This is a genomic window from Enterobacter sp. SST3, from assembly GCF_000286655.1.
GTDB lineage: Bacteria > Pseudomonadota > Gammaproteobacteria > Enterobacterales > Enterobacteriaceae > Enterobacter > Enterobacter roggenkampii.
The window spans coordinates 1-25,087 of sequence record NZ_ALNS01000005.1 but is presented as its reverse complement, the minus strand read 5'-3'; the positions used below and the strand labels follow the sequence as shown (position 1 = coordinate 25,087).

At 60.1% G+C, this 25,087-nt stretch carries 27 protein-coding genes and 1 riboswitch; of the genes, 12 read left to right on the top strand and 15 right to left on the bottom strand.

Features of this window, described 5'->3' with window-relative positions; genetic code table 11:
• Nucleotides 1–3: 3 nt before the first annotated feature.
• Both B498_RS18420 and hpxK read left to right on the top strand, forming a co-directional pair.
• On the top strand, nucleotides 4–1,245 hold the full coding sequence (locus tag B498_RS18420; RefSeq protein ID WP_008499842.1) for a pyridoxal-phosphate-dependent aminotransferase family protein: 1,242 nt from the start codon (nucleotides 4–6) through the stop codon (nucleotides 1,243–1,245).
• On the top strand, nucleotides 1,242–2,471 hold the full coding sequence (gene hpxK, locus B498_RS18425) for an allantoate amidohydrolase (protein ID WP_008499841.1): 1,230 nt from the start codon (nucleotides 1,242–1,244) through the stop codon (nucleotides 2,469–2,471). The genes B498_RS18420 and hpxK overlap by 4 nt, the downstream gene beginning before the upstream one ends.
• 85 nt (nucleotides 2,472–2,556) lie before the next feature.
• Here hpxK and B498_RS18430 read toward each other — a convergent pair whose 3' ends face one another.
• Nucleotides 2,557–3,558, bottom strand: a complete 1,002-nt coding sequence (locus B498_RS18430; RefSeq protein ID WP_008499839.1) for a magnesium transporter — start codon at nucleotides 3,556–3,558, stop codon at nucleotides 2,557–2,559.
• A gap of 60 nt (nucleotides 3,559–3,618) precedes the next feature.
• Nucleotides 3,619–3,788, bottom strand: a riboswitch (M-box (ykoK) riboswitch).
• Between the two features lie 159 nt (nucleotides 3,789–3,947).
• Here B498_RS18430 and B498_RS18435 point away from each other — a divergent pair.
• Complete coding sequence (locus tag B498_RS18435; protein WP_008499838.1) at nucleotides 3,948–4,451, top strand: DedA family protein; 504 nt, start codon at nucleotides 3,948–3,950, stop codon at nucleotides 4,449–4,451.
• A gap of 1 nt (nucleotide 4,452) precedes the next feature.
• On the opposite strand, the gene B498_RS18440 is transcribed toward B498_RS18435, so the two are convergent.
• Nucleotides 4,453–5,202 (bottom strand): SDR family oxidoreductase, encoded by a 750-nt coding sequence (locus B498_RS18440; RefSeq protein ID WP_008499837.1) that lies wholly within the window; start codon nucleotides 5,200–5,202, stop codon nucleotides 4,453–4,455.
• A gap of 100 nt (nucleotides 5,203–5,302) precedes the next feature.
• On the opposite strand from B498_RS18440, the gene B498_RS18445 reads away from it, so the two are divergent.
• The gene (locus B498_RS18445; RefSeq protein WP_008499836.1) at nucleotides 5,303–5,662 is read left to right on the top strand and encodes a winged helix-turn-helix transcriptional regulator; all 360 of its coding nucleotides are present in this window, start codon (nucleotides 5,303–5,305) and stop codon (nucleotides 5,660–5,662) included.
• Nucleotide 5,663: 1 nt separating this feature from the next.
• Here the strand turns inward: B498_RS18445 and B498_RS18450 are convergent, their stop codons facing one another.
• Together B498_RS18450 and B498_RS18455 are read right to left on the bottom strand one after the other, a co-directional pair.
• Nucleotides 5,664–6,458: an SDR family NAD(P)-dependent oxidoreductase gene (locus tag B498_RS18450; RefSeq protein WP_008499835.1), complete on the bottom strand. Its 795-nt coding sequence runs from the start codon at nucleotides 6,456–6,458 to the stop codon at nucleotides 5,664–5,666.
• A gap of 125 nt (nucleotides 6,459–6,583) precedes the next feature.
• The gene (locus tag B498_RS18455; RefSeq protein ID WP_008499834.1) at nucleotides 6,584–7,027 is read right to left on the bottom strand and encodes a winged helix-turn-helix transcriptional regulator; all 444 of its coding nucleotides are present in this window, start codon (nucleotides 7,025–7,027) and stop codon (nucleotides 6,584–6,586) included.
• 152 nt (nucleotides 7,028–7,179) lie between these two features.
• Here B498_RS18455 and agp point away from each other — a divergent pair, with 152 nt between their 5' ends.
• Nucleotides 7,180–8,421: a bifunctional glucose-1-phosphatase/inositol phosphatase gene (gene agp, locus B498_RS18460; RefSeq protein ID WP_008499833.1), complete on the top strand. Its 1,242-nt coding sequence runs from the start codon at nucleotides 7,180–7,182 to the stop codon at nucleotides 8,419–8,421.
• Between the two features lie 35 nt (nucleotides 8,422–8,456).
• Here the strand turns inward: agp and B498_RS18465 are convergent, their stop codons facing one another.
• Nucleotides 8,457–8,684 (bottom strand): YccJ family protein, encoded by a 228-nt coding sequence (locus tag B498_RS18465; RefSeq protein WP_008499832.1) that lies wholly within the window; start codon nucleotides 8,682–8,684, stop codon nucleotides 8,457–8,459.
• Nucleotides 8,685–8,704: 20 nt separating this feature from the next.
• Nucleotides 8,705–9,301 carry an NAD(P)H:quinone oxidoreductase gene (gene wrbA, locus B498_RS18470; RefSeq protein WP_008499831.1) on the bottom strand — a complete coding sequence of 199 codons (597 nt, stop codon included), beginning with the start codon at nucleotides 9,299–9,301 and terminating at the stop codon, nucleotides 8,705–8,707.
• 391 nt (nucleotides 9,302–9,692) lie between these two features.
• Between wrbA and B498_RS0121180 the strand changes: the two genes are divergently transcribed.
• From B498_RS0121180 to B498_RS18485, 4 genes are all read left to right on the top strand, one after another.
• A complete protein-coding gene (locus tag B498_RS0121180; protein ID WP_013097201.1) occupies nucleotides 9,693–9,863 on the top strand; it encodes a general stress protein in 171 nt (56 codons plus the stop codon).
• 118 nt (nucleotides 9,864–9,981) lie between these two features.
• Nucleotides 9,982–10,899 (top strand): DMT family transporter, encoded by a 918-nt coding sequence (locus tag B498_RS18475; protein WP_008499830.1) that lies wholly within the window; start codon nucleotides 9,982–9,984, stop codon nucleotides 10,897–10,899.
• 61 nt (nucleotides 10,900–10,960) lie between these two features.
• The gene (locus tag B498_RS18480) at nucleotides 10,961–11,230 is read left to right on the top strand and encodes a DUF1778 domain-containing protein (RefSeq protein WP_008499829.1); all 270 of its coding nucleotides are present in this window, start codon (nucleotides 10,961–10,963) and stop codon (nucleotides 11,228–11,230) included.
• 6 nt (nucleotides 11,231–11,236) lie between these two features.
• A complete protein-coding gene (locus B498_RS18485) occupies nucleotides 11,237–11,758 on the top strand; it encodes a GNAT family N-acetyltransferase (RefSeq protein WP_008499828.1) in 522 nt (173 codons plus the stop codon).
• A gap of 73 nt (nucleotides 11,759–11,831) precedes the next feature.
• Here B498_RS18485 and rutG read toward each other — a convergent pair whose 3' ends face one another.
• The 7 genes from rutG to rutA are packed head-to-tail and all read right to left on the bottom strand — an operon-like array spanning nucleotide 11,832 to nucleotide 17,266.
• The gene (gene rutG / locus B498_RS18490) at nucleotides 11,832–13,154 is read right to left on the bottom strand and encodes a pyrimidine utilization transport protein G (RefSeq protein ID WP_008499826.1); all 1,323 of its coding nucleotides are present in this window, start codon (nucleotides 13,152–13,154) and stop codon (nucleotides 11,832–11,834) included.
• A 21-nt stretch (nucleotides 13,155–13,175) separates the two neighbouring features.
• A complete protein-coding gene (gene rutF, locus B498_RS18495) occupies nucleotides 13,176–13,670 on the bottom strand; it encodes an NADH-dependent FMN reductase RutF (protein ID WP_008499825.1) in 495 nt (164 codons plus the stop codon).
• Nucleotides 13,671–13,679: 9 nt separating this feature from the next.
• On the bottom strand, nucleotides 13,680–14,270 hold the full coding sequence (locus B498_RS18500) for a malonic semialdehyde reductase (RefSeq protein WP_008499824.1): 591 nt from the start codon (nucleotides 14,268–14,270) through the stop codon (nucleotides 13,680–13,682).
• A 9-nt stretch (nucleotides 14,271–14,279) separates the two neighbouring features.
• Nucleotides 14,280–15,080 carry a pyrimidine utilization protein D gene (rutD, locus tag B498_RS18505; protein WP_008499823.1) on the bottom strand — a complete coding sequence of 267 codons (801 nt, stop codon included), beginning with the start codon at nucleotides 15,078–15,080 and terminating at the stop codon, nucleotides 14,280–14,282.
• Nucleotides 15,081–15,087: 7 nt separating this feature from the next.
• Complete coding sequence (gene rutC, locus B498_RS18510; protein ID WP_008499822.1) at nucleotides 15,088–15,474, bottom strand: pyrimidine utilization protein C; 387 nt, start codon at nucleotides 15,472–15,474, stop codon at nucleotides 15,088–15,090.
• Between the two features lie 11 nt (nucleotides 15,475–15,485).
• Complete coding sequence (gene rutB / locus B498_RS18515; protein WP_008499821.1) at nucleotides 15,486–16,175, bottom strand: pyrimidine utilization protein B; 690 nt, start codon at nucleotides 16,173–16,175, stop codon at nucleotides 15,486–15,488.
• Nucleotides 16,175–17,266, bottom strand: a complete 1,092-nt coding sequence (rutA, locus tag B498_RS18520; RefSeq protein WP_008499820.1) for a pyrimidine utilization protein A — start codon at nucleotides 17,264–17,266, stop codon at nucleotides 16,175–16,177. The genes rutB and rutA overlap by 1 nt, the downstream gene beginning before the upstream one ends.
• Nucleotides 17,267–17,511: 245 nt before the next feature.
• On the opposite strand from rutA, the gene rutR reads away from it, so the two are divergent.
• Entirely contained in the window at nucleotides 17,512–18,150 is a 639-nt protein-coding gene (rutR, locus tag B498_RS18525; RefSeq protein ID WP_008499819.1) for an HTH-type transcriptional regulator RutR, read from the top strand.
• On the opposite strand, the gene B498_RS18530 is transcribed toward rutR, so the two are convergent.
• Entirely contained in the window at nucleotides 18,147–18,542 is a 396-nt protein-coding gene (locus tag B498_RS18530) for a lysozyme inhibitor LprI family protein (protein ID WP_008499817.1), read from the bottom strand. The genes rutR and B498_RS18530 overlap by 4 nt on opposite strands.
• Nucleotides 18,543–18,643: 101 nt before the next feature.
• The gene (gene putA, locus B498_RS18535; RefSeq protein WP_008499816.1) at nucleotides 18,644–22,606 is read right to left on the bottom strand and encodes a trifunctional transcriptional regulator/proline dehydrogenase/L-glutamate gamma-semialdehyde dehydrogenase; all 3,963 of its coding nucleotides are present in this window, start codon (nucleotides 22,604–22,606) and stop codon (nucleotides 18,644–18,646) included.
• A gap of 423 nt (nucleotides 22,607–23,029) precedes the next feature.
• Here putA and putP point away from each other — a divergent pair, with 423 nt between their 5' ends.
• Both putP and B498_RS18545 read left to right on the top strand, forming a co-directional pair.
• Nucleotides 23,030–24,538 carry a sodium/proline symporter PutP gene (gene putP / locus B498_RS18540; protein ID WP_008499815.1) on the top strand — a complete coding sequence of 503 codons (1,509 nt, stop codon included), beginning with the start codon at nucleotides 23,030–23,032 and terminating at the stop codon, nucleotides 24,536–24,538.
• A gap of 116 nt (nucleotides 24,539–24,654) precedes the next feature.
• On the top strand, nucleotides 24,655–25,074 hold the full coding sequence (locus B498_RS18545; protein WP_008499814.1) for a DUF3574 domain-containing protein: 420 nt from the start codon (nucleotides 24,655–24,657) through the stop codon (nucleotides 25,072–25,074).
• Nucleotides 25,075–25,087 lie beyond the last annotated feature (13 nt).

Below are 25,087 nucleotides of genomic sequence, written 5' to 3'. Positions count from 1 at the left end.
ATAATGGATATCGCACGCTTTCCGCAAATCAACCCGCCCCAGCGCCTGCTGATGGGGCCGGGGCCGATCAACGCCGACCCGCGCGTGCTGCGCGCCATGTCGAGCCAGCTGATCGGCCAGTACGATCCGGCCATGACCCACTACATGAACGAGGTGATGGCGCTCTATCGCGGCGTGTTCCGCACCGAAAACCGCTGGACGATGCTGGTGGACGGCACCTCCCGCGCGGGGATTGAAGCCATTCTGGTCTCCGCCATTCGCCCGGGAGATAAGGTGCTGGTGCCGGTCTTTGGCCGCTTTGGACACCTGCTGTGCGAAATTGCCCGCCGCTGCCGCGCGGAGGTGCACACCATCGAGGTGCCGTGGGGCGAGGTGTTTACCCCGGACCAGGTGGAGGATGCGATTAAGCGTATTCGTCCGCGCCTGCTGCTGACCGTGCAGGGCGACACCTCCACCACCATGCTGCAGCCGCTCGCCGAGCTTGGCGCGATCTGCCGCCGCTACGGCGTGCTGTTTTACACCGATGCCACCGCGTCGCTCGGCGGTAACGCGCTGGAGACCGACGCCTGGGGGCTGGACGCCGTCTCGGCCGGGATGCAGAAGTGCCTCGGCGGCCCGTCGGGCACGTCGCCGATCACCCTGAGCGCGCGGATGGAAGAGGCAATCCGTCGCCGCAAGTGCGTGGAGGAGGGCATTCGCACCGACGCCCACCGCGACGGCGACGAGGAGATGATCTACTCCAACTACTTCGATCTCGGCATGGTGATGGACTACTGGGGGCCGGAGCGGCTGAACCACCACACCGAAGCGACCACCGCGCTGTTTGGCGCTCGCGAATGCGCGCGGCTGATCCTGCAGGAGGGGCTGGATAACGGCATCGCCCGCCACAGGCTGCACGGCGATGCGCTGCTGAAGGGCATTCAGGCGATGGGGCTGGAGACCTTCGGCGACCTGAAGCACAAGATGAACAACGTGCTGGGCGTGGTCATCCCGCAGGGGATCAACGGCGACCAGGTGCGTAAGCTGATGCTGGAGGATTTCGGGATTGAAATCGGCACCTCGTTTGGCCCGCTGCACGGCAGGGTGTGGCGCATTGGCACCATGGGCTACAACGCGCGCAAGGACTGCGTGATGACCACCCTGAGCGCGCTGGAGTCGGTGCTCAACTTCCTCAAATTCACCACCACCCAGGGGGCCGCCATGCAGGCCGCGTGGGACCACTATCGTCGCGAGACGCCGCAATGAGCCCGGCGGCAGAGCGGGTGATGGCGCGCGCCGACGCGCTGGCCGCCATCAGCGAAACCCCGGACGGCCTGACGCGGGTCTATCTCTCCACGCAGCATCTGCAGGCCAACCAGCTGGTTGGGGAGTGGATGCGCCAGGCGGGCATGACCGTCTGGCAGGACAGCGTGGGCAATATCTGTGGGCGCTACGAGGGCGCGCAGGAGGGGGCGCAGGCGGTGCTGCTCGGCTCGCATCTGGACACCGTACGCAACGCCGGGCGCTACGACGGCATGCTCGGGGTGCTCACCGCCATCGAAGTGGTGGACAGCCTGCACCAGCAGGGGCGGCATCTGGCGCAGGCCATCGAGATTGTCGGCTTTGGCGACGAAGAGGGGACCCGTTTTGGTATCACCCTGCTGGGCAGCCGTGGTCTGACGGGAACCTGGCCGCAGGGCTGGCTGGAGACGTGCGATGCCCAGGGCATCAGCGTGGCGCAGGCGATGGTGCAGGCGGGGCTCGATCCCGCCCGCGTGGCGCTCGCGGCACGCCATCAGGAGGATTTCAGCGCCTGTCTGGAACTTCATATCGAACAGGGACCGTGTCTGGAGCAGGAAGGGCTGGCGCTGGGCGTGGTGGAAGCCATCAACGGCGCGCGCCGCCTCAACTGCCGCTTCATCGGCGAGGCCGGGCACGCCGGTACCGTGCCGATGAACCATCGTAAGGATGCTCTGGCCGCCGCCGCCGAGTGGATGGTGCTGATTGAAAACACCACCCGGCAGCAGGGCGGCAACCGGGTGGCAACGGTCGGGGAACTGCGCTGCCTGCCCGGCGCGGTGAACGTCATCCCCGGCGAGGTTGCGCTCTCGCTGGATATTCGCGGCCCGCAGGATGCCCCGCTGGACGCGCTGCTCGCTGAACTGCTGGCGCAGGCGCAGGCGATCGCCGCCCGTCGCGGGCTGAGCTTCAGCGCCGAGGAGTTTTACCGGATCGCCGCCACGCCGTGCGATGCGCGTTTGCAGCGCCTGCTGGGCGACGCGGTTGAATCGGTGCAGGGGCGCTCGTTATCTCTGCCCAGCGGCGCCGGGCATGACACCATCGCCCTGGCGGAACGCTGGCCGGTGGGGATGCTGTTTGTGCGCTGTAAGGGCGGGATAAGCCATCACCCGGCGGAATCGGTGATGGCTGAGGATGTTGCCCTGGCGATTGAGGCATTTGGGCAGGCGGTGAGAGCGCTTGGCGCGATCTGATTGTTGCCCGGCGGCGCTGCGCTTGCACGGGCCTACGGGATGGGTAGGCCGGGTAAGCGGCAGCGCCACCCGGCAAGGAATCACATCACTCCAGCCCCAGCGTATATTGCGCGATCTTAAAGTAGATAATCAGCCCGGTACCGTCGATCAGCGTCGCGATAAACGGCGCGGAGACGACCGCCGGGTCAATGCCGCAGCGCTTGAGCACCATTGGAATGACGGACGAGACAATCGCGCTCCAGAGCGTAATGCACACCAGCGTCAGGCTGACGATGAGCGTAATCTCCAGCCCGATCCCCATCATCCAGGCGCGAATGCACCCGGCAATGCCGAGCGTCACGGCAATCATCAGCGAGGTGGTCATCTCTTTGCGCAGCACGCGGCCCACGTCGCGCAGATGAACTTCACCCAGCGCCATGGCGCGCACCAGCGTGGAGGTGATCTGCGTCCCGCTGTTGCCGCCCGTGCCGATCAGCAGCGGAATAAAGAACGCCAGCGCGATGGCGGACTCCAGCGCCTCTTCAAAATGCTGAATGACCGAGCTGGTGTAGGCTTCGGCGACAAACAGCAGCAGCAGCCAGACGGAGCGTTTCTTCCACAGGCTGAAGGCGCTGGTTTCCAGATAGGGCTTCTCCAGCGGCAGCGTCGCCCCCTGAAGCTGGGCATCTTCGGTGACGTCATCTTCCAGCAGATGGGCAATTTCGCGCTCGGTCAGGCAGCCGACGAGTTTGCCGTGGGTCACCACGGGCACGACATCTGCGTCGCCGTGCGCCAGCAGTCCTGCAACATCGGCTCGTTCATCTTCCGGTTTGACCTGCAAAAACTGCGAAATCATCAGGCTTTTAATTGGCTGTACGGTATCTGTGGTCTGTAGCAGCTTGCGCACGGCAACCATCCCCGCAAGGCGGCCATTGTCTTCAATAAAAATATGCGACGGAATATCATCGTCTTTTAATTTTTTGAAGAATTGCTCGCGCGCCAGCGCCACGCATAATGCAATATTGAGGACGATAAAATCGGTATTCATATATTGCGCGACCGCGCTGTCATTGAATGCCAGGTTTTGGTTGTGAATAGCGTAAGACATAGTGAATTCCCTTTGAATAATAACATCTCTCAGGGGCGAGCAAGACAGGGCATGTCGAAGAGGAGATCCCCACGTCCTGGGTTCAGCACTGTACACCGTATCCCGCAAGGGAAGTTATACTGACAAAGCCTTGATTCGACAGTGCCTGTTTTACCCTGTGCCGGTTCTCTCGAACCTACCAGAGCGATAACGTGTATTTGTACAGGAGCCTCGCCATAACGAGATCGTTGTAAAACGAGAGGGATAATACGCCTGTTTAAATTTAGCGCTCAGAAAATTAAATAATGTTTAAGAACGGTTTAGATAAATCTTATTAATAAAATGTTGAGGGTTTATTTAAGGTTATTCATTTTAAATGGAGAATTAAATAATTAACGGGGGAGAGGAAAATGGCGTGGCTTGATAATCTGCTGAATCATTTTGCGCTGTATCCGGCACATCTGTTCGCGCTGTTATTCGTGATGGCGCTGAGCAAGTCCACGGTGCTGATCTCCTCCGTGCTGCCGTCCGCGTCGGTGATGCTGCTGGCGGGCATCGGCGTCAGCCAGGGGAGCATGCATCCTGCCCTTGCGTGGCTGGCCGTGGTGATGGGGGCGACGGCAGGTTCGATGCTGAATTACCATATCGGCCAGCTGATGGGGCACACCCGGCTGGTCACGCGCTTCACGTCAAAGCATGCCGCTACATTTTTACGGGTCCAGCATCAGCTACAAAAGAACGGCGTCATCGCCTTGTTTACGTCGCGCTTTCTGGCGGTGTTGCGCTATGTCGTGCCGCTGGCGGCGGGTATGCTCAGGCTGAACGCCGTCAAAGTCTACGCCGTCAGCCTGCTTTCCGCCTGCGCGTGGGCGGCGCTGTATGTCGGCGCGGTCACCGGCATCAGCGCCTTTTGAATTACAGACTTCCCATGCCGCCGTCCACCAGCAGCTCCGTTCCCACCGTGTAGCTCGACTCGTCGGAGGCCAGATAGAGCGCGGCTTTTGCCAGCTCCGTCGTCGAGCCCATTCTGCCGAGCGGCACCAGCTTGATGATTTCCGCCATCATCGCGTTAAGCGCCTCGTCGCTTAAGCCCGTTTTCGTAAACGCCGGGGTCTCCACCGGACCGGGGCTCAGGCCGTTGACGCGGATCCCGCGCGGCAGCAGCTCCGCCGACAGCGTGCGCGCCAGCGACAGCAGGGCGGCCTTGCTCGCGGCATACACGCTGCTGGTGGGCAGGCCGATGCGCGCGCTCACGGAGCCGCAGAGGATTATCGAGGACGGGTTATTCAGCATCGGCAGCAGCGCCTGGATTAAAAAGAACGGCCCCTTCAGGTTGATGTTCATCAGACGGTCCCAGGCCTCTTCCTGCCAGGCTTCCAGCGGCGCGTGCGTCACGTCGCCGGCGTTGAGAAACACCGCGTCCAGGCGCGGCCAGCGGGCGGCGAGGGTTTCCGCCAGCGCTTTTTGCGAGGTGATATCGCCTGCATCGGTCGGGATCACCCAGGCCTTATCGCCCAGAATGCGCTCAGCTTCGGCGAGGGTGTCCGGGTTGCGTCCGGTCACGGCGACGCGGGCGCCTTCGGCGATAAACGCCTGCGCGGTGGCAAGACCGATGCCGCTGGTGCCGCCGGTAATCAACGTATACTTATCGGTTAAACGACCCATGTTCTTCTCCTGAAATGTCACTGGAGAAAGCACTATAGAAACGTTAGTATCGAAAGGAAACCAGGTACCAAATGGATACTAATGAGGCAAGAGGTGTGCTATGGCAGAAATGCTGGGTGAGTGCTGTGAAAAAAAATCTGAGGCCTATACCTGCCCGATGACGCAGTTTGTCAACCTGATATCCGGCAAATGGGCAATCCCGATCCTTTATCGTCTTATTGTGATTAACACGCCTGTCCGCTTTGGCGATTTGCTGCGGGCGGCTGCACCCATCACCCAGAAAGAGCTGACGAAGCAGCTGCGCCTGTTTGAACAGCGCGGGCTGGTGACGCGGACGGTCTACCCGGAGATCCCGCCGCGCGTGGAGTATCAGATTACCGGGCTGGGGTTAACCCTGCAGGATGCGCTCTCGCCGCTGGCCGCCTGGATGAGCGAGTACGGCGACCAGCTGGAGCGTTAGGCTACTGCTTTACGTAGCGCGGAGCCGGGATGCCGGTGCGCGCGCTGTTAAACAGCTCGAGGCGCGCCGCTTCGTAGCGGTCCCACAGGCTGACGTCATGCATCGGCGGGATGGTGATCGGTTCGCCCTGATCCAGACCCGCCAGCGACGCATCCACCATATCGTCGGTGGTCATCACCGATCCTTCCGGCAGATCGTCCACCGTGATGCCAGAATGGCTCCAGATCTCCGTCGCGGTCGCGGCGGGCAGCACGGCCTGAATGCGCACGTTGCTGTCGGCAAATTCTTCCTGCAGTCCGCGGGTAAAGCTCAGTACCCAGGCCTTGGTGGCGCTGTAGAGCGCGCTGCCCGCACGGACATGGAGCGATAACACCGAGGCGATATTGATCAGCGTGCCGCGATTGTTCCGCGCCAGTCGCGGGAGAATGGCGTAGGTCAGCCGCATCAGCGCCGTGGTGTTGAGGGTATTGATGGCCTGATGCTGCGCCACCTCGCCCGCGAGGAACGGCGCCATCTGCGCGGTGCCCGCGTTGTTAACCAGCGTATCAATGGCGGTATTGCTGCGCAGTTCGTCTTCCACCGCGCGGATCCCGGATTCATCGGTGAGATCGGCCACCAGAATATCGACGGCCACGCCGTAGCGCGCGCGCAGGTCGGCGGCGAGGGTTTTCAGGCGATCCTCGCGGCGGGCGACCAGGACCAGGTTGGCACCGCGCGCGGCAAGGCGATCGGCATAGACGGCACCGATCCCGGAAGAGGCACCCGTGATCAGGGCGGTGGTGATTTGCGTAGTCATAATGCATTACCTCAGGCAAAGTGGGTTATTTGGTTTCAATATGAAACTGAATTAACTCTCTGCCATTTGGTTTTATAATGCAACCACATTGGCGAGATTTTTTTGCTTTTGCCTGGCGGGTGGGCTCAGGAGGGGAGTTTGGCCACGATCTCTTCAGGCGTCAGTTCGCGCCCGTCGTCGGCGATAAGCATCAGTTTTCGCAGCGGTTTGCGCTGTTCGCTATCGACGAGAACGGTGCCGCATTCGTTTTCCGCGAACAAAAATTCATTGCCCCACTGGGACAAGGCAACCAGCACGGTTTGCAGGGCGCGTCCCTTGTCGGTCAGGACGTATTCCTGCCAGGCGCTGCCGTCGGAGGCGGGCTGAAGCCGGAGGATGCCTTCGTCCACCAGCAGCTTGAGCCGCGTGGTCAGCATGTTTTTCGCGATACCGAGGCTTTTCTGAAACTCGCCGAAGCGTTTAATTCCGCGAAGCGCGTCGCGAACGATCAGCAGCGACCACCAGTCGCCGATGATATCCAGCGAACGGGCGACGGGGCAGGTGCTCTCTTCAAGGCGGGTACGTTTCACAGCGAATTCTCCGGTGGGGTGTGGTTTTATTATAAAACTAATTGGCACACTCCGTAAGCGCGTTAATCATCAGTTTGAGAAATGCTTCCCGGAAAATTGTGACGAACCTGTCACACTGAACGCGACATTTTAAAACGAGTGAGGAATTAGGGATGAGAAAAGCACTACTCGCGCTGGCAGTCGCCGGTTCCATTTCAGCAACGTTTGGCGTACAGGCGCAAGAGACGCCGGAAGGGTATCAGCTGGAGCAAGTTTTAATCATGAGCCGTCACAACCTGCGCGCGCCGCTAGCCAATAACGGCAGCGTGCTGGAGCAGTCCACGCCGAAGCAGTGGCCGGAGTGGGAAGTGCCGGGCGGCCAGCTCACCACCAAAGGTGGCGTGCTGGAGGTGTATATGGGGCACTACATGCGCGAGTGGCTGGCGCAGCAGGGGATGGTGAAGACGGGAGAATGTCCACCGGCGGATAGCGTTTATGCTTACGCCAACAGCCTGCAGCGCACCGTCGCCACCGCGCAGTTCTTCATTACCGGCGCGTTCCCGGGCTGCGATGTGCCCGTGCACCATCAGGAAAAAATGGGCACCATGGACCCGACATTCAATCCGGTGATTACCGATAACTCGCCGGAATTCCGCGAAAAAGCGCTCAAGGCGATGGAGTCCGAGCGGCAGAAAATGCAGCTTGGTGAAAGCTACAAGCTGCTGGAGCAGATGACCAACTACGCCGACTCGCCGTCCTGCAAAGAGAAAAAGGTCTGCTCGCTGGCGGACGCGAAAGATACCTTCAGCGCCGACTATGAAAAAGAGCCTGGCGTATCCGGGCCGCTGAAGGTGGGCAACTCGCTGGTGGACGCGTTCACGCTGCAGTATTACGAAGGCTTCCCGGCCGACCAGGTGGCCTGGGGCGAAATCAAAACCGACCAGCAGTGGCGCGTGCTGTCGAAGCTGAAAAACGGCTATCAGGACTCGCTGTTTACCTCTACCGAGGTGGCGCAAAACGTGGCGAAACCGCTGGTGAAGTATATCGATAAAACGCTGGTCACCGAGCAGGCGAAAGCGCCTAAGATCACCCTGCTGGTGGGGCATGATTCGAACATTGCTTCCCTGCTCACCGCCCTCGATTTCAAACCGTACCAGCTGCACGACCAGCAGGAGCGCACCCCGATTGGCGGCAAGATTGTCTTCCAGCGCTGGCATGACAAAAATGCCAACCAGGAGCTGATGAAAATTGAGTATGTCTATCAGAGCTCAGAGCAGCTGCGCAACGCCAGCGTGCTGTCGCTGCAGTCTCCGGCGCAGCGCGTGACGCTGGAGCTGAAGGGCTGCCCGGTGGATGCGAACGGCTTCTGTCCTGTTGATAAATTCAATGCGGTGATGAATAACGCGGCGAAGTAAAGGAGAACCCCCCGCGTAATGGCGGGGGGAAACACTTAAACGTTTTTACGTTCGATGGTTTGCTCACCCCAGAAGAGCGAGTCTTTGTCCGTTTTTTCGAAGGCGCGCACCAGCACTTCATCGTTGCCTTCTTCCCAAATCTGCTCGGCCAGCTTTTCATCGTATTTCGCGACTTCAAAGATAGCTTCGGCAATCTCCGGAGAGGTGTTGCGTAAACTTGCCCATTCGCCCACGTGGTGAGCTTTGGATTCTTGAGTTGGCATGCTTGTCCTCCTGTTGGGTGTTAGCCGTTGAGTTTTTTGGCCAGACCCGCGACGTATTCACCCTGATAGCGGGCGATAGACAGTTCTTCATTGCTTGGCTGGCGTGAACCATCCCCACCGGCAATGGTGGTTGCACCGTACGGCGTACCGCCGCGCACCTGGGAAATATCAAACAGCTCCTGCGCGCCGTAGCCAATTGGCACAATCACCATCCCGTGATGAGCAAGGGTAGTCCAGGTTGAGGTAATCGTCTGCTCCTGACCGCCGCCGGTGCCGGTAGAGCTAAATACGCTGGCGAGTTTGCCGTAGAGCGCCCCGGATGCCCAAAGTCCGCCGGTTTGATCGAGGAAGGTGCGCATCTGGCCTGACATATTGCCGAAGCGGGTTGGGGTGCCGAAGATAATGGCATCATAATCCGCCAGCTCCTGCGGGGTGGCGACCGGGGCGTTTTGTGTTTTTCCCCCGGCTTTCGCGAAGGCTTCCGCCTGCATGGTTTCCGGTACGCGTTTCACCACAACCTCAACGCCGTCAACCCTGTTTGCACCTTCTGCTACCGCGTGAGCCATGGTTTCAATGTGTCCATACATGGAATAATAGAGCACCAGAACTTTTGCCATTTTGCTTCACTCCTCGTTGGTTTCTCTGACAGCGGATCGCTGCGCTCTTTTAAAGATATGTCATCACAGCCAGACTGCAAAAATGAACGCCATTTATTTGATTTATAACAACATGAGGAGAAAAATGGCTTTGTAGCAAAATGATACAACTTTCCCGGTGCGGATTTTTAAAATGATAAGAAAGGCTTATGAATTACCGCCGCGTCATCTCACCCGAAAGACTGAGATCATGTTGCAGGATATTACCTTCGGCTTGCCGGATAACCTCATTCCACTAAGCTTAGTTTCACGCGGCACAGATAAAGGCGTTGTCCTTGAGCCGCGAGGTGAAAGAATCCTCTTTTACTGAATGCAATATGATGTCTAATGTTTCACACTCTGGAGGTTAGAGATGGCAAACCATCGTGGTGGTTCAGGTAATTTCGCAGAAGACCGTGAAAGAGCATCAGAAGCAGGCCGTAAAGGTGGCCAGCATAGCGGGGGTAATTTTAAAAATGACCCTCAGCGCGCATCTGAGGCTGGCAAGAAAGGGGGGAAAAACAGCCATGGCGGTAATAAGTAATTCGCCGGGTTGACTCCCTGCCGCCGGGTTTCCCCCGGCGGTTTTTTTATTTCTGCAACATTGAACTGTAACCAAAGGCAACGCACACTACAGAATTGTTCTCATTTGCTGGTGCCGCATGTCTGTCTCACGCTTTAAATTCTCCGTAAAACCACAGGAAGCCATCCTCATTCTCATCACCATGTTTTGGGGCGGGACGTTTCTGGCCATTCAGTACGCGGTGACCCTCAGCGATCCGTTCTTCTTTGTCGGCCTTCGCTTTGCGACGGCGGCGTTAGCCGTGGGGCTAATATCCCTTAAAACGCTGCGGGGTCTGACGCTGAAAGAGCTTAAGGCGGGCGTGGCGATTGGGATAGCGATAGCCATGGGCTACAGCCTGCAGACGTGGGGATTGCAGACCATCTCCAGCAGCAAATCCGCGTTTATCACTGCCATGTATGTGCCGCTGGTGCCGCTACTGCAATGGCTGTGCCTGGGGCGGCTGCCGGGTCTGATGTCCTGTATTGGCATCGTGCTGGCGTTTATCGGCCTGATCTTACTGGCCGGGCCGGAAAACAATCTTCTGGCGCTGGGACAGGGTGAAATCATCACCCTGATTGGGGCGATTGCCATTGCGGCGGAGATTATTCTGATCAGCGCCTGGGCGGGCAAGGTCGACGTTAAGCGGGTGACGGTGGTGCAGCTCGCCACGGCCTCGCTGGTGGCCTTTGCGACGATGGTGCCGGCAGGGGAGTCTGTGCCGCCGATGTCTACCGGCCTGGTCGTGGTGGCGCTGGGGCTCGGTATCTTCAGCGCCATTATCCAGGTCACCATGAACTGGGCGCAGCGCAGCGTATCGCCAACGCGGGCAACGGTCATCTACACCGGCGAGCCGGTCTGGGCGGGCATTTTCGGGCGACTCGCCGGGGAACGTCTGCCGCTGCTGGCCCTTGTGGGCGCGGCGTTTATTGTCGCCGGGGTGCTGGTGAGCGAGTTGAAGCTCAGAAAGCGTCGGAACCCGGTGAGCGACATGACTGCTGAAGAAGGTTTAGATTGAAAAAACAGACGGGTTTATCTACGATGTGTACGGATAAATACCGTACACGGTGAAGTAAACCATGCCAGCACTGAAAAAACAGCGTATCGATCTTCGCTTAACGGACGAAGACAAAACAATGATTGAAGAAGCGGCAGCGATGACGAATCAAACGATCACCCAGTTTATGGTGAACAGTGCGTCAGAGCGGGCAGCGGAAGTCATCGAGCAGCACCGCCGTCTCGTATTAAACGAAGCATCCTGGAATGCGGTGATGGATGCCATCGACAATCCACCAGAGCCAAATGAACGCCTGAAGCGAGCGGCAAAACGTCTTCGAAACATGGAGTGAAGCGTCGTGGACAATCTCACGATCGAAATGTTTTCAGAGGGAAAAGACTATAATTTCAGGGACTTCGATTGTGGTGAACCCTCGCTAAATGTCTTCCTCACAGAACATCTGGTGCGTCAGCACAATGGGCGTATTTTGCGAGGCTATTTGCTTAAAGATCGCGATGGTCCGCGGGTCCTGGGCTATTACACGTTGTCTGGTAGTTGCTTTGAAAAAGCGATGCTGCCTTCTAAGACTCAGCAGCGTCGAATCCCTTATAGCAACGTACCGAGCGTAACGCTGGGGCGCCTGGCGATACATAAAGACTTACAGGGGCTGGAGTGGGGAACGACGCTCGTCACGCATGCCATGCGGGTTGTCTATCTGGCATCGCAGGCGGTGGGCGTACACGGAATATTTGTTGATGCACTCAACGACCAGGCAAAACACTTTTATCTGAAGCAGGGCTTTATTCCGCTGACGGTTGAAAACAGCCATTCTCTTTTCTTTCCTACAAAATCTATCGAACGACTGTTTGAGCAGGCGTGATTGCCTGACATAAAGGTGTTCTTAGCGAACATAAAGGTCGGGTAAGGCATCGCCGTCACCCGACATTCAGATTTCACGACTCCTGACGCACCACCTCGCCCTGCGGCGCAGCGGCCATCCGGCGGCTCAGCAGGGCGTTAAGCAGGATCGCGCCGAAGGTCGCCGTGCCAATCCCGCCGATCGTAAACCCGCCCAGCGTCAGGGCAAAATCGCCCGCGCCCAGCACCAGCGTAACGGCCACCATAATCAGGTTGCCGTTCTGGCTGAGATCGACCCGATGCTGCACCCAGATGCGCGCCCCGGCCACGGCGATCAGCCCAAACACCACGATTGATGCCCCGCCGATGACCGGTGACGGAATGGTATGGATCAGCGCGCCGAATTTCGGCGAGAAGCCGAGCAGCATCGCCATCACCGCCGCCGCCACGAAGACCAGCGTCGAATAGACTTTGGTCACCGCCATCACGCCGATATTCTCGGCATAGGTGGTAACGCCGCTGCCGCCCACGGAACCGGAGAGCATGGTCGCCAGCCCGTCGCCGACGAAGGCGCGGCCCATGTACGGGTCCATGCTGCGTCCGGTCATTCCCGCGACCGCCTTCAGGTGGCCCAGGTTTTCCGCCACCAGGATAACGGCGACGGGGGCGATAAGCATCATCGCCTGGGTGTTAAAGGTGGGGGAGGTGATCTGCGGCAGGCCGAACCAGGCGGCCTGATGCAGCAGCGTAAAATCAACCGGCTTGCCGAGACCAAAAACGTTCGCCAGCAGGGCATATACCAGACAGGCGACAATCAACCCGACCAGGATCAGCAGCCGCTGGATCATGCCCCGCGTAAATACCGCCACCAGACCGATGCACAGCACGGTCACGACGGCCATCCAGCTTTCAAAGGGCGAGCCGGAGACGCTTTTCACCGCAATCGGCGCAAGGTTCAGACCGATCGCCATTACTACCGCGCCGGTGACGACGGGGGGCATCATGCGTTCGATCCAGCGCGTGCCGATCTTCATCACCACCAGACCAATCAGGGTATACACCAGACCGCAGGCGATGATGCCGCCGAGGGCCACGCTCAGGTTGGGGTTGATTCCCTGGCCGTTAAACCCGGTGGTGGCGATGACCACCCCGACAAAGGCGGCGCTGGAGCCGAGATAGCTGGGCACGCGCCCGCCGGTGACAAAAAAGAACAGCAGGGTGCCGATACCCGACATCAGAATCGAGAGGTTGGGATCGAGTCCCATCAGCATCGGCATTAGCACCGTGGCGCCAAACATGGCGACCGCGTGCTGGACGCCCATCACCATCGTCTGCCCGAGCGGGAGGCGTTCATCCGGCGCGACCACGCCAGCTTCTGTGGAGGTCGATTTCAACTGCCAGTGGGGAAATCCGAACATGGTCTGTCTCCTTAGAGCGCCTTAACAGGCGGGTCGCATTAGCGCGTGGTAGCCGCGGTCAAACCACACCAGCCCTTGCGGCGCCGGGTGGCGAATAATCGAAACGATGTCGCAGAACAAAATGTCATGGGTGCCAACGCTCACCACCTGGCTGATGCGGCAGTCAAACGAGGCCAGCGCATCCTCCAGACGCGGACATCCGGTGTCGCCCGCCTGCCAGCGGGCGGCGGCGAAGCGTTCTTCCATTGGCGTTTTGCCGCCAAACAGGTTTGAGAGCGGCTCCTGTCCGGCGCTGAGGGTATTCACGCAAAGGGTGCGGTTTTCGCTGAACGTCGGCCAGACGGACGCGCCGCGGTTCAGGCACACCAGCAAGGTGGGGGGTGAATCCGTAACGCTGCACACCGCGCTGGCGGTGAAGCCTGCCAGCCCCGCCGGGCCGTCGGTGGTGATGATGTTCACCGCCGCGCCAACGCAGGCCATGGCGTCGCGAAAGGTTTGCTTATCCGGTGTCGTCATGATCGCTCCTTACGCCAGCCCGCAGGCATCGTCGAAGGTCAGGCGCGGCAGGCGCCCGTAAAGTTTGCCCGGGTCGCCGTAGCCAATGTTGATCAGAAGATTGCTTTTAAGCGTCGTGCCGGTGAAAAAGGCCTCGTCGACCTTTTGTCGGTCAAAGCCCGACATCGGGCCGGTGTCCAGCCCCAGCGCGCGACAGGCGAAAATCATGTACGCGGCCTGCAGCGAGCTGTTACGAAAGGCGGTTTCTTCCGCCAGCGCGGGGCTTGCGGTAAACCAGCTTCTGGCATCGCCGTGCGGGAACAGTTCAGGCAGGCGCTCGTAGAATTCACTGTCCCAGGCCACAATCGCCGTGACCGGGGCGGTGAGCGTTTTCTCCAGATTGCCGCTGGAGAGCGCCGGGCGGAGCTTCTCTTTTCCTTCCGCGCTTCGCACAAACACAATCCGTGCCGGGGAGCAGTTGGCCGAGGTTGGCCCCCATTTCATCAGGTCGTAGATTTCGCGCAGCGTCTCGTCGCTGACGGCAATATCCTGCCAGCCGTTATGGGTGCGGGCGCCGGTGAACAGGGTTTCCAGCGCGGCGGGGGTAATGGCTTCGCTCATTAAGGCTCCTTATAAAGCGTGTTCATGACTGTGCAGCAGGCTGGCAAGCCCGTTCAGCAGCAGGGTGTTGAAGGTGTCCGGCTCGGTGACGTTGCAGGCATGGCCACCCTGGCGCATCAACGCGCTGTGGCTGTGCGGGATGGCCGCCTGCAGCTCAGACGAGCAGACAGAGGGCACCAGCATGTCGTCGGCGGAACAGATGATCTGGACCGGGCAGCGGATGCGCGCGGCGTGGCGGCTGAAGTCGGCCTTTTTCAGGGCGCTGAGCCGGTGCAGCAGGTTGGCTTTTCCCTGAAAGTGGGCCAGCGCCAGCGCTTCTTCGGCCTCCAGACGGGGGGCGCGAGCGGCCATCCAGTCTGCCGGGTAGAGAAACAGCGGCTGCGCCTCAACCCACGCCTGCGGGCCGCCGTAATGCAGCAGGCGCTCGCGGATCTGAAAGCAGCGGCGGGTATGCGCGCTGAGGGTCAACCAGCCGTTGACGCACACCAGCGCGGTGAGGGCGTCGGGGCGGTCGAGGGCCAGCTGCAGGCCGACCAGTGCCCCCAGCGCATGGCCGACGACGCTGTAGCGGGCAATCCCGGCCTCAGCCAGCGCCTGGGCCAGTTCGTCCGCCATTTGTGCCAGGCTGTATCCTTCCGGCAGGGCGTCGGGGTTATTGCCCGTTCCGCGCTGGTCATAGCATACCACCTGATACTCCGGCTCCAGCGCGGCCAGCTGGGGCAGCCAGTAGCTGCCGCTGCCGCCGAGACCGGCAATAAGGACCACCACGGGCGCACCCTCATACGGGGGCGGTGAGACGGAGAGTTTCATGCCTGCCTCACTTCGCGATGTGCGCAACGGTGGCGATCTCAACCAGCGCGTCCGGCTTCACCAGCCCGCACTGAATGCAGAACCGGGCCGGCTTATCGCCGGGGAAGAACTCGGCGTAGATTTCGTTAATCGCGGCGTAGTTTTTCCAGTCGGTAATAAAGATGCTGTTGAAGGTCACGTCTTCCATCGTGCCACCCGCCGTTTCGATCACGGTTTTGATCGTCTCCAGCACGTGGCGGGTTTGCGCCTTTGGGTCGTTGATAAACACCACGTTGTTGTCTTTATCAAACGGCAGCGTGCCGGAGACATACACCACGCCGTCGGCAAGGGTGCCGGGGACAAACGGGGCGATGGGCGTGCTGGTGCCCGGCGGGATGATTACGGATTTCGGCATCGTGTGTCTCCTCAGGCGATACGGGCGAGCGGAGGAGTCAGGGCGTCGCAGAACTCCGCAACGTTACTGACCCAGCCAAAAAAGGTTTCGATATTGAACAGGGCCGCCTTCTGGGCGAATTCCGGCCCGGCCTGATGGGTCGCGTCTTCCAGCACCACGCCGAAATATTCGAGGAAAAAGCCGTCGCGCAGGGTCGACTCCACGCAGACGTTGGTGGCGATCCCGGTGAACACCAGATGGCGAATGCCCCGGCTGCGCAGCAGGCTGTCGAGCGGCGTGTTGAAAAAGCCGCTGTAGCGCGGTTTCGGCAGGACGATATCGTCCGCCTGCGGGACCAGCTCATCCACCAGCTGATAATCCCAGCCACCCTTCGCCAGCAGCTTGCCCTGCAGTTCGGGCCGTTTACGCATGGTTTTCAGGGCGTTCGACTTGTGGAAGTTCGGTGAACCGGGACCGCCGGCCTCAACGTACTGGTCATCCCAGCCGTTCTGGAACCAGATGATAAGCATGCCCGCGGCGCGCGCGGCGGCGACGGCGGTTTTGATATTCGCGATCACCGGCTGGGTGGTGGAGACGTCGAACCCCGCCAGATCCAGATAACCGCCCTGGCTGGCGTAGGCGTTTTGCATGTCCACCACGATCAGCGCGCTCTGCTGCGGCGCAAAGGTGATGGCTTCCGGGCGTGCGTTAAGGGTTGTCATTACGCTACCTCCTTCGTGACGGCAGGGATGTGGGCGCGGCACTGCATCAGCGGCTGGATGCGTTCGCCGAAGGTCTCCACGCCGGTGAGGAAATCGTCGAAGGTCAGCAGAACGCCTTCCGCACCGGGCACGGCTGCCACTTCGTCCAGCATCCTGGCGACGCTGGCGTACGAGCCGACCAGCGTGCCCATGTTGATATTGACCGCGGAGGTCGGGTCGGCCATCTGGCGAACGTTGGTATCCGCCCCGGAGCGGGTGTCCTTCTGGCTCTGCTCGGTGAGCCAGCTCAGGGCCTCCTCGTCGGCGCCCTCCTTATAGCGCTCCCATTTCGCGCGCGCGGCGTCGTCGGTTTCGTCGGCAATCACCATAAACAGCACGTAGGAGCCCACGTCGCGCCCGGTTTTGTCGGCGGCTTCTTTCATGCGCGCGGCGGTCGGGGCGAAGGCGGCAGGCGTGTTAACCCCTTTACCGAAGCAGAAGTTGAAGTCGGCGTATTTCGCAGAGAATTCCATCCCGGCGTCGCTCTGCCCGGCGCAAATCACCTTCATCGGCACCGAGGGCTGCGGGCTGACGCGACAGTCGTTCATGGTGAAGAAGTCGCCCTTGAAATCGCTTTTACCGGTACCCCACAGGTCGCGGAGGACCTGCACGTACTCGGTCAGGTAGTCGTAGCGGCGAGAGAAGTAATCGTCGCCCGGCCAGAGACCCATCTGCTCGTACTCCGGTTTTTGCCAGCCGGTGACCAGGTTGACGCCAAAGCGTCCGCCGGAGATGGAGTCGATGGTGGAGGCCATGCGCGCCACGATCGCCGGGGGCAGGGTGAGGGTGGCAGCGGTGGCGTAGATCTGGATCCGCGAGGTGACCGCGGCCAGCCCGGCCATCAGGGTGAAGGACTCCAGGTTGTGATCCCAGAATTCGGTTTTGCCGCCGAAGCCGCGCAGTTTGATCATCGAAAGCGCAAAGTCGAAATGGTAGTGCTCCGCTTTCTGCACGATGGCTTTATTCAGCTCAAAGGTCGGCATGTATTGCGGTGCAGTGGTCGAGATAAGCCAGCCGTTGTTGCCGATGGGTACAAATACGCCAATTTTCATCACGAACCTCTCTTCATTACGTCGCAGGTGTAACGGTGTTTTTGCAAAGGCAGTGCCAGTTTTAAAAATGGCAGTGTTATTAATGTGTTAATCATAGGTTGGGGGTTTGATGCGATTAAATGTGGACTAACTGGTCAAAAACATTGCACAGAAAACAGGCATTCATGCGCGATCGGGGTGCAGGATGTCGTGGCGAGACGGGGGTTTTGCTATGCTGAGGGCAACGCAGAATAAGGAGAGCGGGAATGACACAAGGCGCAGTGAAAACACCAGGTAAACGTTCGCAGGCGGTGAGCGCCAAGAAGCAGGCGATCCTCAGCGCGGCGCTGGAGACCTTTTCGCAGTTTGGCATTCACGGCACGCGCCTGGAGCAGGTGGCGGAGCAGTCCGGGGTATCCAAAACCAATCTGCTCTACTATTACCCGTCGAAAGAGGCGCTCTATGTCGCGGTGATGCAGCAGATCCTCGATATCTGGCTGGCGCCGCTGAAAGCGTTCCGCGAGGAGCTGGCCCCGCTGGTGGCGATCAAAGAGTACATACGCCTGAAGCTGGAGGTGTCGCGCGATTACCCGCAGGCATCAAGGCTGTTCTGCCTCGAGATGCTGCAGGGCGCGCCGCTATTGCAGGCGGAGCTGACCGGAGATTTAAAGCAGCTGGTGGACGATAAGTCGGCCATTATCGCCGGATGGGTGGCCAGCGGAAAACTGGCCCCGGTCGATCCGCATCATCTGATCTTTATGATTTGGGCCTCCACCCAGCATTACGCTGACTTTGCGGCCCAGGTCGAGGCGGTGACCGGAAAAACGCTCCAGGACGAAGCGTTTTTCCACAGCACCCTGGAGAACGTGCAGCGGATGATTATCGAAGGGATCCGCTTGCGCTAGTTCCCCGGTGGGAGAGGGCAGCTTAAGTCGCCCTCTTCACACTGCATCAGCGAGGCCAGAAACGCCTCGCGCTCCACGGTTTTCTCCGCCAGGCACTGATTCACGATCATCGGCTGAACGCTGCCGCCTTCCGTCCCCGAACCGATAAACGCACAGTCCGCGTCGCGCAGGGCAATCCAGGCCTGCTGCGCCTTTTTCAGCAGCTCGCGCTGAGGGGCTTCCGCACGTTTGACGGCGGCCTGATAGGTCTGGTTGAGCTTTTTGTCGGCAGCCTGGTACTGCTGCGCGCTACAGGTATTCAGTTCAACCTGGGTGGTCGCTTTGTCGCACTCGTCGGCCAGCGCGCTGGCGCTCAGCAGCAGCGCTGCGCCTGCGAGAAATACTCTTTTCATCATCTCCTCCGTGTAAAAAAGCCGGATGCGCTGCGCTTATCCGGCCTACGGTTGTTTTGTAGCCCCGGTAAGCGTAGCGCCACCGGGGAAAGTTTACACGATTAACCGATGGTCATCAGGCTGGCGTTACCGCCCGCTGCCGCGGTGTTGACGCTGAGCGAGCGCTCCACGTACAGACGCTCCAGCAGCAGGTTGGTTTCCCCGCGCGCGAAGCCCTGCACCGAAACAATTGCCCCGCTGCGGGCCGCAACCTGCTCGCACAGCTCGCGCAGCTGGTCAGAATCACCGTGGTAAATGACGGCATCGAACGGCTGCGTCAGGAGCGCATCGGCTTTCGCGAAGTGAATACGGGCCGAGACCGCTTTCGGCAGCTGTTTGGCCAGGTCGCGATGCAGCGCATCGTCCGGCCACAGCACTTCACACCCGGTGGCCATCGCAGCGGCCAGCTGTACCAGCGCGTCCTGCTCGTTATCCGCCACGCACAGAACGCGCTCGCGCGGCATCAGCGTCCAGGTATTGCGCTCGCCGGTCGGCCCCGGCAGCAGACGCTGCGTACCGGCCTGTGCCAGCTCGCCGTACTGCTGCGCAATCGCACGCAGCTCTGGACGATTATCAGCCCACTTAATCAGCGCGTCCAGCGGCTGGGTCAGCACGGTTTTCAGCTGCGCATCCACCGGATACTCCGCATCCTGACGCGCCAGGGTAACGCCCAGCGCGTTCTCAGGACGGTTCGCCAGCAGACGGTACAGGTAGAGCGGACCGCCCGCTTTCGGACCGGTGCCGGAGAGGCCTTCACCGCCGAACGGCTGCACGCCCACGACCGCGCCAACCATGTTGCGGTTAACGTACAGGTTGCCCACTTTGGCGCTGCCGGTCACCTGCGCGATGGTCTCGTCGATACGGGTATGCACGCCGAGCGTCAGGCCATAGCCGGAGGCGTTGATCTGCTCAATCAGCTCGTTGAGGTTGTTGCGGTTGTAGCGCACCACGTGCAGCACCGGACCGAAGACCTCTTTTTTCAGCTCGTCGAAGCTTGCCAGCTCGATAAGCGTAGGCGGCACAAAGGTGCCGGAACGCCACTCGCGGGCGTCTTCGCTGTTGTCTCGCACCGCCTGGAACACCGGACGGCCTTTCGCGCGCATGGCCTGAATGTGGTTTTCAATATTGGCTTTGGCTTCCGCGTCGATCACCGGCCCGATGTCGGTGGTGAGACGGCCCGGGTTGCCCATGCGGCATTCGGCCATCGCGCCGCGCAGCATCTTCAGCGTGTGGTCCGCCACGTCATCCTGCAGGCACAGCACGCGCAGGGCGGAGCAGCGCTGACCGGCGCTGTCGAAGGCAGAGGCCAGAACGTCAACCACCACCTGCTCGGTGAGGGCAGAGGAGTCGACGATCATGGCGTTCATGCCGCCGGTTTCCGCGATGAGCGGCGTAGGACGACCCTGCGCATCCAGACGGGTGGCAATATTGCGCTGCAGCAGCGAGGCCACTTCGGTCGAACCGGTAAACATCACGCCGCGCACGCGGTTATCGGAGGTCAGTTTGGCGCCCACGGTTTCACCGCGGCCCGGCAGCAGCTGGACCACGCCCGCCGGTACGCCTGCCTCCAGAAGAATGTTGATGCCCTGTGCGGCAATCAGCGGGGTCTGCTCCGCCGGTTTTGCCAGCACGCTGTTGCCTGCGGCCAGGGCAGCGGCAATCTGGCCGGTGAAGATCGCCAGCGGGAAGTTCCACGGGCTGATACAGACGACCGGGCCGAGCGGACGGTGGGTTTCGTTGTCGAAATCATCGCGCACCTGACCGGCGTAGTAGTGCAGGAAGTCGACCGCCTCGCGCACTTCGGCGATGGCGTTGCTGAAGGTTTTACCCGCTTCGCGCACCAGAATGCCGATGAGCGACTGCATCTGGTCTTCCATCAGCACCGCCGCGCGTTCCAGAATGGCGGCACGCTCCTGCGGCGGGGTGGCGAACCAGATAGGGGCGTTATTCACCGCGCTGTCCAGCGCCTGATCCACCTCCGCTTCAGTGGCTTCACGCACGTAGCCGACGATATCTTTTGGCTCCGCCGGGTTGATGACCGGCTGCATGTCGCCGTCAGCAACGGGCTGCTCCAGCATCGGTTTCGCCTGCCACTTCTGCAGCGCGCTGTTGAGCAGGGCAGAGGAGAGGGACGCCAGACGGTGTTCGTTGGCGAGATCCAGCCCCGCCGAGTTGACGCGACCCTGGCCGTACAGCTCGCGCGGCAGGGCAATCTTCGGATGCGGCAGGCCAATCTGGCCTTCCTGCGCCGCCATCTTCTCAACGGCCTGCACCGGATCGGCGACCAGCTCGTCGAGCGGCAGCGTGGTGTCGGCGATGCGGTTAACGAAGGAGGTGTTCGCGCCGTTTTCCAGCAGGCGACGCACCAGATATGCCAGCAGGGTTTCGTGGGTGCCCACCGGGGCGTAAATGCGGCACGGGCGGTTAAGCTTGCCGTCCGCCACTTTACCGGTCACCTGCTCGTACAGCGGTTCACCCATGCCGTGCAGGCACTGGAATTCGTACTGGCCCGGGTAGTAGTTCTGCCCGGCCAGGCTGTAAATGGCCGCCAGGGTGTGGGCGTTGTGGGTGGCGAACTGCGGATAAATCAGGTTCGGCACGCCGAGCAGCTTTTTCGCGCAGGCGAGGTAAGAGACGTCGGTATAGACCTTGCGGGTGTAGACCGGATAGCCTTCCAGCCCTTCCATCTGGGCGCGTTTGATTTCGCTGTCCCAGTAGGCCCCTTTCACCAGGCGGATCATCAGGCGACGGCGGCTGCGGCTGGCCAGGTCAATCAGGTAATCAATGACGAACGGGCAGCGCTTCTGGTAGGCCTGGATCACGAAGCCAATGCCGTTCCAGCCCGCCAGCTCCGGTTCGAAGCACAGTTTTTCCAGCAGATCGAGGGAGATCTCCAGACGGTCGGCCTCTTCGGCGTCGATGTTGATGCCGATATCATACTGGCGCGCCAGCAGGGTCAGGGACTTCAGGCGCGGGTAGAGCTCTTCCATTACCCGATCGTACTGCGCGCGGCTGTAGCGCGGGTGCAGGGCGGAGAGCTTAATGGAGATGCCCGGGCCTTCATAAATACCGCGACCGTTGGACGCTTTACCGATGGCGTGGATCGCCTGCTGGTAAGAAACCATGTAGGCCTGCGCGTCGGCGGCGGTCAGCGCCGCTTCGCCCAGCATGTCGTAGGAGTAGCGGAAACCTTTATCTTCCAGCTTGCGGGCGTTCGCCAGCGCTTCGGCAATGGTTTCCCCGGTGACGAACTGCTCGCCCATCAGGCGCATCGCCATGTCCACGCCCTTGCGGATCAGCGGCTCGCCGCTCTTGCCGATGATGCGGTTCAGGGAGCGGGACAGGTTGGCTTCGTTATGGGTCGAGACCAGTTTGCCGGTGAACAGCAGGCCCCAGGTCGCGGCGTTGACGAACAGCGACGGGCTGCGGCCAATGTGCGAATGCCAGTTGCCGTTGCTGATCTTGTCGCGGATCAGCGCATCGCGGGTGGCTTTATCCGGAATACGCAGCAGCGCTTCCGCCAGGCACATCAGCGCCACGCCTTCCTGTGAGGAGAGGGAAAACTCCTGCAGCAGACCCTGAACCATCCCGGCGCGGCCGGTGGCGGTTTTCTGGTTACGCAGTTTGTCAGCCAGCTGGTACGCCAGGCTGTGCGCCTGTGCGGCAATAGCTTCCGGCAGACGGGCCTGCTCCAGCAGCATCGGTACGGCGTCGGTTTCGGCGCGACGGTACGCACCGGTGATGGCGGCACGGCTGACGGACTGCGGCAGGATCTGCTCGGCGAATTCGAGGAACGGCTGATGGCTTTCATCGCCAGCGGCTGGCGCGTCCTCGCTTTCATTGGCGGCACCGGCGAGCAGGGCAGGCAGCTCCGGCAGGCCCTCGTCGCTCTCGAGTCTTTCGAGATAGTTAAAAATCGCCTGCTTAATTAACCAGTGCGGCGTGCGATCAATGCGGGTTGCTGCGGTCTTAATCCGTTCGCGGGTCGCGTCATCCAGCTTAACCCCCATGGTGGTCATACCCATGCCAAAGCTCCTGTTGTGCTTTCATCGTGTTTGGTCGTTAGCGTGAAATATCCACCATGTTGCAACTTTGTGCAACCATGTTAAATGTGACTTGGTTTGCAACCCAGAAAATGAATGGATTGTTAACGAATGGTTAGCTGGAAAAACGTGCTGGCTTTGTCGCGGAAAGCCTGGTTTTATGCGGGAGTTAACACTTTTCAAAGGTGCAACCCGTAAAAGCGTGAGCGAGTGCAACCTATAGGAAACTCGTATCAAACCGGGGATGAAATTGATGTAAATGCAGTGTTAAATCGTTTGTCAGCGGAGGGCGCATACGGCAGGATAGCGCGCCCAACCGAAACACAAGATACCGTCACCTCGTTCCGGTGATCATATAACAAGGCAACCCGGATGGTTGTCGCTCGACACTTTTGGAGAATTTGAATGGCAATTAGCACACCGATGCTGGTGACATTTCTCGTTTATATTTTTGGCATGATCCTGATAGGGTTTTTGGCGTGGCGTTCCACGAAAAACTTTGACGACTACATTCTGGGCGGACGCAGTTTAGGCCCGATGGTGACCGCACTCTCCGCGGGCGCATCGGACATGAGCGGATGGCTGCTGATGGGTCTGCCGGGTGCGATTTTTATCTCCGGCATCTCGGAAAGCTGGATCGCCATCGGTCTGACCGTGGGCGCGTGGATCAACTGGAAGCTGGTGGCGGGCCGTCTGCGCGTGCATACCGAGGCTAACAACAATGCCCTGACGCTGCCGGACTACTTCACCGGACGCTTTGAAGATAACAGCCGCATTCTGCGCATTATCTCTGCCGTGGTTATCCTCCTGTTCTTTACCATCTACTGTGCCTCCGGCATCGTGGCGGGCGCGCGCCTGTTCGAAAGCACCTTCGGCATGAGCTACGAAACCGCCCTGTGGGCCGGTGCGGCGGCGACCATCCTCTATACCTTCGTGGGCGGGTTCCTGGCGGTAAGCTGGACCGACACCGTGCAGGCGAGCCTGATGATCTTTGCCCTGATCCTGACCCCGGTGATTGTGATTTTCACCGTTGGCGGCTTTGGCGAATCGCTGGAAGTGATCAAGCAGAAGAGCATTGAAAACGTCGACATGCTGAAAGGGCTGAACTTTGTCGCCATCGTCTCCCTGATGGGCTGGGGTCTGGGCTACTTCGGTCAGCCGCACATTCTGGCGCGCTTTATGGCGGCGGATTCTCATCACACCATCGTTCATGCGCGTCGCATCAGCATGACGTGGATGATTTTGTGTCTGGCGGGCGCGTGTGCGGTCGGTTTCTTCGGTATCGCCTACTTTAATAACAACCCGGCGCAGGCGGGCGCGGTGAACCAGAACGCCGAGCGCGTGTTCATCGAACTGGCGCAGATTCTGTTTAACCCGTGGATTGCCGGTATTCTGCTCTCTGCGATCCTGGCGGCGGTGATGTCCACCCTGAGCTGTCAGCTGCTGGTCTGCTCCAGTGCAATCACTGAAGATCTCTATAAGGCCTTCCTGCGTAAAAACGCGAGCCAGAAAGAGCTGGTGTGGGTAGGGCGCTTTATGGTGCTGCTGGTGGCGCTGGTGGCGATTGCGCTGGCGGCCAACCCGGAAAACCGCGTGCTGGGTCTCGTGAGCTACGCGTGGGCGGGCTTCGGTGCGGCGTTTGGTCCGGTCGTCCTGTTCTCCGTCATGTGGTCCCGTATGACCCGTAACGGCGCGCTGGCGGGGATGATTATCGGTGCGGTGACCGTTATCGTCTGGAAACAGTTCGCCTGGCTGGGCCTGTACGAAATCATTCCTGGCTTCATCTTCGGCAGCATCGGTATCGTGGTCTTCAGCCTGCTGGGTAAAGCACCGTCTGCCTCCATGCAGAAACGCTTTGCGGAAGCCGACGCGCATTACCACTCCGCGCCGCCGTCTAAGCTGCAGCCGGAATAATTTTTCCCACGGAAAACCGTAGGCCGGGTAAGCGCAAGCGCACCCGGCTTTTTTCTTGCCAAAATCCGTCTTTTCCTGTGATATCCCTGTGCTTATAACAATGAGGATAGCGAAGCATGACAATCAAAACAGGGTTAATGGCGGCGGCATTATTGATGCTGGCGGGCTGCAGCGCGCCATCGCAACACGCGGCGGTGGAGACCTGCAAAGCGGATAGCCAGATGCAGCAAACCACGCTCTATTTCGGCTTGAACCGTCCTGCCGGGGCGCAGATTACCCCCAACGAGTGGCAGCAGTTTGTTGACCAGGACGTGACGCCGCGCTTTCGCGATGGCTTAACGGTGTTTGATGCCCGCGGGCAGTGGCTGGGGAACGACGGAAAAGTGGCGCGCGAGCCGAGCAAGGCGCTGATGCTGATCCACGGTAAAGATGCGCAGAGCGAGAAGAACATCGAAGCGTTACGCGGGATTTATAAGTCTCGCTTCGCGCAGGAGTCGGTGATGCGTGTCGATCAGCCGGTGTGCGTGCAGTTTTAATGAAAACGGCGGG

Bases quoted from the DNA above. Each gene is read 5' to 3' on its own strand.
- rutG (WP_008499826.1), bottom strand. From the start codon at position 13,154: ATGTTCGGATTTCCCCACTGGCAGTTGAAATCGACCTCCACAGAAGCT.
- rutF (WP_008499825.1), bottom strand. From the start codon at position 13,670: ATGACGACACCGGATAAGCAAACCTTTCGCGACGCCATGGCCTGCGTT.
- B498_RS18440 (WP_008499837.1), bottom strand. From the start codon at position 5,202: ATGGGTCGTTTAACCGATAAGTATACGTTGATTACCGGCGGCACCAGC.
- B498_RS18430 (WP_008499839.1), bottom strand. From the start codon at position 3,558: ATGTCTTACGCTATTCACAACCAAAACCTGGCATTCAATGACAGCGCG.
- B498_RS18450 (WP_008499835.1), bottom strand. From the start codon at position 6,458: ATGACTACGCAAATCACCACCGCCCTGATCACGGGTGCCTCTTCCGGG.
- putA (WP_008499816.1), bottom strand. From the start codon at position 22,606: ATGGGTATGACCACCATGGGGGTTAAGCTGGATGACGCGACCCGCGAA.
- rutB (WP_008499821.1), bottom strand. From the start codon at position 16,175: ATGACAACCCTTAACGCACGCCCGGAAGCCATCACCTTTGCGCCGCAG.
- B498_RS18530 (WP_008499817.1), bottom strand. From the start codon at position 18,542: ATGAAAAGAGTATTTCTCGCAGGCGCAGCGCTGCTGCTGAGCGCCAGC.
- rutD (WP_008499823.1), bottom strand. From the start codon at position 15,080: ATGAAACTCTCCGTCTCACCGCCCCCGTATGAGGGTGCGCCCGTGGTG.
- B498_RS18420 (WP_008499842.1), top strand. From the start codon at position 4: ATGGATATCGCACGCTTTCCGCAAATCAACCCGCCCCAGCGCCTGCTG.
- B498_RS18445 (WP_008499836.1), top strand. From the start codon at position 5,303: ATGGCAGAAATGCTGGGTGAGTGCTGTGAAAAAAAATCTGAGGCCTAT.
- putP (WP_008499815.1), top strand. From the start codon at position 23,030: ATGGCAATTAGCACACCGATGCTGGTGACATTTCTCGTTTATATTTTT.
- B498_RS18435 (WP_008499838.1), top strand. From the start codon at position 3,948: ATGGCGTGGCTTGATAATCTGCTGAATCATTTTGCGCTGTATCCGGCA.
- rutR (WP_008499819.1), top strand. From the start codon at position 17,512: ATGACACAAGGCGCAGTGAAAACACCAGGTAAACGTTCGCAGGCGGTG.
- B498_RS18480 (WP_008499829.1), top strand. From the start codon at position 10,961: ATGCCAGCACTGAAAAAACAGCGTATCGATCTTCGCTTAACGGACGAA.
- B498_RS18465 (WP_008499832.1), bottom strand. From the start codon at position 8,684: ATGCCAACTCAAGAATCCAAAGCTCACCACGTGGGCGAATGGGCAAGT.
- B498_RS18500 (WP_008499824.1), bottom strand. From the start codon at position 14,270: ATGAGCGAAGCCATTACCCCCGCCGCGCTGGAAACCCTGTTCACCGGC.
- agp (WP_008499833.1), top strand. From the start codon at position 7,180: ATGAGAAAAGCACTACTCGCGCTGGCAGTCGCCGGTTCCATTTCAGCA.
- B498_RS18545 (WP_008499814.1), top strand. From the start codon at position 24,655: ATGACAATCAAAACAGGGTTAATGGCGGCGGCATTATTGATGCTGGCG.
- wrbA (WP_008499831.1), bottom strand. From the start codon at position 9,301: ATGGCAAAAGTTCTGGTGCTCTATTATTCCATGTATGGACACATTGAA.
- B498_RS18475 (WP_008499830.1), top strand. From the start codon at position 9,982: ATGTCTGTCTCACGCTTTAAATTCTCCGTAAAACCACAGGAAGCCATC.
- B498_RS0121180 (WP_013097201.1), top strand. From the start codon at position 9,693: ATGGCAAACCATCGTGGTGGTTCAGGTAATTTCGCAGAAGACCGTGAA.
- rutA (WP_008499820.1), bottom strand. From the start codon at position 17,266: ATGAAAATTGGCGTATTTGTACCCATCGGCAACAACGGCTGGCTTATC.
- rutC (WP_008499822.1), bottom strand. From the start codon at position 15,474: ATGCCGAAATCCGTAATCATCCCGCCGGGCACCAGCACGCCCATCGCC.
- hpxK (WP_008499841.1), top strand. From the start codon at position 1,242: ATGAGCCCGGCGGCAGAGCGGGTGATGGCGCGCGCCGACGCGCTGGCC.